4 protein-coding genes are annotated in these 4,636 nt (G+C 45.0%); 3 read left to right on the top strand and 1 reads right to left on the bottom strand.

Going from position 1 to position 4,636, the window contains the following annotated elements:
- Positions 1 to 203: 203 nt before the first annotated feature.
- The gene (locus DFP97_RS29900) at positions 204 to 1,028 is read left to right on the top strand and encodes an inositol monophosphatase family protein (RefSeq protein ID WP_114384307.1); all 825 of its coding nucleotides are present in this window, start codon (positions 204 to 206) and stop codon (positions 1,026 to 1,028) included.
- A 279-nt stretch (positions 1,029 to 1,307) separates the two neighbouring features.
- On the opposite strand, the gene DFP97_RS29895 is transcribed toward DFP97_RS29900, so the two are convergent.
- Positions 1,308 to 2,195, bottom strand: a complete 888-nt coding sequence (locus tag DFP97_RS29895) for a LysR family transcriptional regulator (RefSeq protein ID WP_114384306.1) — start codon at positions 2,193 to 2,195, stop codon at positions 1,308 to 1,310.
- 108 nt (positions 2,196 to 2,303) lie between these two features.
- On the opposite strand from DFP97_RS29895, the gene DFP97_RS29890 reads away from it, so the two are divergent.
- Together DFP97_RS29890 and DFP97_RS29885 are read left to right on the top strand one after the other, a co-directional pair.
- The gene (locus tag DFP97_RS29890; protein WP_114384305.1) at positions 2,304 to 3,584 is read left to right on the top strand and encodes an adenylosuccinate synthase; all 1,281 of its coding nucleotides are present in this window, start codon (positions 2,304 to 2,306) and stop codon (positions 3,582 to 3,584) included.
- 170 nt (positions 3,585 to 3,754) lie between these two features.
- Positions 3,755 to 4,090: an rRNA adenine N-6-methyltransferase family protein gene (locus DFP97_RS29885; protein ID WP_114384304.1), complete on the top strand. Its 336-nt coding sequence runs from the start codon at positions 3,755 to 3,757 to the stop codon at positions 4,088 to 4,090.
- The last annotated feature ends 546 nt before the right edge of the window (positions 4,091 to 4,636 follow it).

Raw genomic sequence — 4,636 nt, 5'->3', positions numbered from 1 at the left:
GCAGCAACCCAGTACATACTCATCCTAGCGGGGCGTTCGTTTTTCTGCAAATCGAATCTACTAACACCTACAGGAATGTTAACGGGTACGATAGTTCAGCTTAAAAAAGGGCTGCCTCGATGATGGTAGCCACAGCTTAGGAATTGTCGCTCAGAGAAACAATGCTTACCAGAGACGTAGGGGAAGTAGAAAGGAAGGAATAGATGGATTATCAATTGTTTCTAATGAAGACGCTCGCTGATGCTTCCCAAATGGCGCGTGACCATTTTGGAAGGGTAACATCAGCAACAAAGAATGGCGACACGAGCCAGGTTGTGACTGAGGCTGATATAGAGATAGGAAGGATGATGTGCGAGGAGATCAAACGGACCTATCCAACCCACAATATTCTCGATGAAGAGACGGGTATCGTTAATAAGCATTCGCCCTACACCTGGGTCATTGATCCCATTGATGGAACGAGTAATTTTGCGCAGGCAAGCCCGCTCTATGGCTGTATGTTGGGACTCCTCAAAGACCACGAACCCGTCGCTGGTGGTTTCGCGCTTCCTGCTTTCCACGAAATCTATACTGCTGAAAGAGGAAAAGGAGCGTACTGTAATCAGCAACGCGTGCGAGTGCAAGATGAGGAGGAGTTGTTGCTCTCATCCTTGATTGCCTATGGAGTAGAGGGGCATCAAGATGATCCGAACAGAACGAGAAAAGAATGTGAACTGTTGGCAGAGATTATCTTAGCATGCAGAAGTATACAAAATAGCAGTAGTGTTTTTGATGCCGCGATGGTGGTGAAAGGAGTGTACGGTGGATTTCTTTATCAGAATTGCAAAATTTGGGACAATGTGGCACAGCAGATTCTACTTGAGGAAGCAGGAGCTGTCTATACCGATTTTTTCGGCCAGCCGATCGATTATAGGAATCCTTTGATGAAAGTGACAGAAACGTTTAGTTTTTGTGCTGCTCCCCCAGCATTACACAGACAACTCCAGCAGATTATTTCCACTTGGAGTAGATCAAGCACCAGAATGTGATGGGGAAATTACGCTTAAGCTAACAGATCACTTTGGTGTTGGCCGTTGAGCTAACGGGTACGATTGTGCAATGACAACAGTGCCGATAGGCAGCCTATTCTTTGAAGGTGTTGATTATCGATGTGACGTCTTCTCGAGAAGTCCAGTACTCATTGGCTGGCACCACCCTTGATATTCTAGTAAACGTTTAGGATATAAGGGTTGTACACGCGTTCCAGCTCTGTGACGTCCAATAGGGGCTGGTATCCCAAAGGATATCGGCTCCTATTTTATTTTCAGTCAAGAGTTACCTGGCAGTAACTCGATAAAACGGCTTGCGGCTGTCGATAGAGGGACGTCCTTTAGCTTAATAATGCCGATTTTTCTCGGAGGAATCGAATTGGTCAGTTTGATTTCGTAAACTGACGATTGCGCAAGCTCCTTCGTGATAAAGTTCTTTATGACACACGCGATACCGAATCCTGTCCGGGTGAACTCCATGAGCAAGTCGATACTGCCGAGCTCGATTTCAGGCTTGATCGTGACACCGCTGCGGCCGGTGAACCAATCGATGTATGCTCGTATACTGCTGCCCTTCTCCAGTAGGAGAATGGGATAGCCCACCAATGTCTCTAACGAAACCGGTTCTTCCGATAGATGCTTGAATTTTTCGCCTGCAATAAAACAATCTTCAATAGACACACTTTCTTGGATGGTGATTTTAGGGTCCTGTATGGGCAGGTTAACGATGCCGAAATCGATTTTTCCTTGTTTTAAAAGATTGATTGTCTCAGGTGTGGTGCGGTTCGTCACTTGAAATTTAATTGCGGGATACGTCTGATGGAACGTTTCCAAATAGGGAAGCAGGTAATGCTTGCATAGCGTATCGCCGGCTCCGATTTTTATTTCACCATCCATCAGTTGATGCATCTCGGCAATTTTTCTTTCTCCGGTACTTATGAAATTGTAGGCTTGTTCGATATATTTGAAAAGCAATTCACCCTCGTTAGTTAGTTTTACCCCTTTGGAGGTGCGGAAGAACAATTGCCCGCCAAGCCTCGCCTCCAGCTGTTTAATGGAATGAGTGACTGCAGGCTGTGTGATGTAAAGTTCTTCCGCAGCTTTGGACAAGCTGCCTGCTTTTGCGGTGAAGTAGAACACGCGATACCACTCCATATTTTCAACCATAACATCAATCTCCTTTATATCTTATATTACTAATATTAATTTCATTTATATCAATATCCTCATTATAATTAGCTGTAGGAAATAATTTCAAGTGAGAGGACAGTGTTTATGGGGATTACGGCTGTTGTCGGAGCGAACTGGGGAGATGAGGGAAAGGGCAAGATTACGGACGTGTTGGCGGCGCAAGCCCGATATGTTGTACGGTATCAGGGCGGCAGCAACGCGGGGCATACGATTATTAATCCGCTGGGTAAATTCGCGCTACATTTGCTGCCATCGGGAGTTTTTTATCCGAGTGTGATCAATGTAATCGGTCCCGGTGTCGCTTTAAATGTCGAAGATCTGCTTCGGGAGTACGATGAGCTGATTTCCAGAGGTGTACCAAATCCGATTGTTCGCGTTTCCGATCGGGCACAGGTTGTACTACCTTATCACAAACTGCTGGATAAACTGGAGGAGGAACGGCTGGGAGAGCGTCAATTCGGTTCAACCAAATCGGGAATAGCACCATTTTACGCGGATAAATATTTGAAGCTTGGTGTGCAGGTTGCTGATTTATATGATCCGAAGAGGCTTAGGGAGAGATTGGAAGCGTCGCTTGCGCCGAAGAATGTGCTGCTTACACATCTTTACAAGAGGCCGATTATTTTTATCGAAGCGTTATTGGCGGAATTGACAGTGAGTGCGGCGCGGTTGAAACCATTTGTTTGTGATACAACAGTTCTTATGCATCAGGCTCTGGCAAGCGGCGAGAAAATCCTCCTGGAAGGGCAGCTTGGGGCGTTGCGGGACCCGGACCATGGCATATATCCCTTTTCGACCTCTTCATCAACACTTGCGGGATTTGCGGCGGTTGGTGCAGGTGTACCCCCATATGCGATCAATGAGATTGTGGCCGTCATCAAAGCGTATTCGAGCTGTGTCGGAGCAGGACCGTTCACTTCGGAAATTGAAGGCAGTGCCGGTGATGAGCTTCGCAAGCGTGGAGGAGATGCAGGCGAATACGGCGCAACGACGGGACGTCCTAGACGAGTGGGATGGTTTGATGCTATTGCTACTCGATACGGGTGCATGCTGCAGGGGGCGACAGAAGCTGCACTTACAAATCTAGACGTCCTCGGGTATTTAAATGAGATCCCGGTATGCACAGCATATGAAATCGATGGCCGGGAAACAACGGATTTTCCAGTATTGTCTATGTTGAAGAGCGCTAAACCAGTATGGGGAAATCTCGCGGGGTGGATGCAGGATATTTCGGACATTCGCAGTTTCGAAGCCCTTCCGGTGAATGCACAAAAATATGTTCAATACATTGAAGATCAGATCGGCATTCCGATCCGTCGAATCTCAGTCGGCCCTAAAAGAGATCAGATTATTGAAAGAAGATGATATAGTAGACGGATGTAAATGTCGGAACAAATCGAAACGGATAGACTAAAATCGTTAGGCACTGTGCTTCCGAAGGCGAGCTGTCCTGGCAAAGTACACGAACTTTGACTGTGTGAACGGATTGCTGTTGTACACGATTGTCTACAATTTTCTATTATGGAGGAGTTATTATGGAGCTGAAGAATACCTTCGACAAGGTTGCAAAGGAATATGATAAGTATAGACCGAATTATCCCGAGCAATTGTTCCTTGACATCCTAGGATATACCTCTATAAAGCCATCTGATTCCATACTCGAAATCGGTTGTGGCACAGGTCAAGCGACAAAGGGACTTGTGGATTTAGGATATGATAGAGTGACTTGTATTGAATTGGGCCAACAGCTTGCTGACATTACTCGTGAAAAATTCAAAAAAACCAACGTTAATATCATACATTCATCTTTTGAAGATTGGCAAAGTGATAGGAGTAAATACAATTTGGCAATCTCGGCTGATGGAACATGAATGGTCCAAAAAAATGCAATTGTACCTCGCTCACACAGCAGATCAAACACTTTTTGATACCCGAGTTGTTGCGGTTGAATGAAATGAAATGCTGTTATTGTTTCTAATCAAATTCGTGAAGGTTACAGAAGATATGCACCTCATCTTGATGACTCAAATGCACGATCTGTTGAGCAAGTCATTGATGAAAGATCAGAGATAATTAGAAAAGACGGCCTTTTTGAAGACTTAAAAGTGAAGCAGTACAGATGGAGTGACACTTATACAGCAGATGAATATGTTGCATTGTTAAACACAAACTCTCGACATAGGATACTTCCAGATGAGACAAGAGATCAGTTGTTCCAAAGCATAAAAAATGTAATTAATCAACATGGAGAAACCATTATAAAACCTCAAGCTGTTGCTTTGTTCCTTGCCAGAAAAAGAATTTAAATCTAGCGGGATTAAACTAACGGGTACGTTACTTAAAAAGGGATCGCCAACTGCTGCGCAGTCTGTGGATCCCTTTTCTTTCGCTGAAGTAACGGGAGATTAGTGGAATGA

It is taken from the genome of Paenibacillus prosopidis (genome assembly GCF_003337375.1).
In the GTDB taxonomy this organism is placed as follows: Bacteria; Bacillota; Bacilli; order Paenibacillales; family Paenibacillaceae; genus Pristimantibacillus; species Pristimantibacillus prosopidis.
This window is presented reverse-complemented; position numbering and strand designations above follow the sequence as displayed.

Bases quoted from the DNA above. Each gene is read 5' to 3' on its own strand.
- DFP97_RS29885 (WP_114384304.1), top strand. From the start codon at position 3,755: ATGGAGCTGAAGAATACCTTCGACAAGGTTGCAAAGGAATATGATAAG.
- DFP97_RS29890 (WP_114384305.1), top strand. From the start codon at position 2,304: ATGGGGATTACGGCTGTTGTCGGAGCGAACTGGGGAGATGAGGGAAAG.
- DFP97_RS29900 (WP_114384307.1), top strand. From the start codon at position 204: ATGGATTATCAATTGTTTCTAATGAAGACGCTCGCTGATGCTTCCCAA.
- DFP97_RS29895 (WP_114384306.1), bottom strand. From the start codon at position 2,195: ATGGTTGAAAATATGGAGTGGTATCGCGTGTTCTACTTCACCGCAAAA.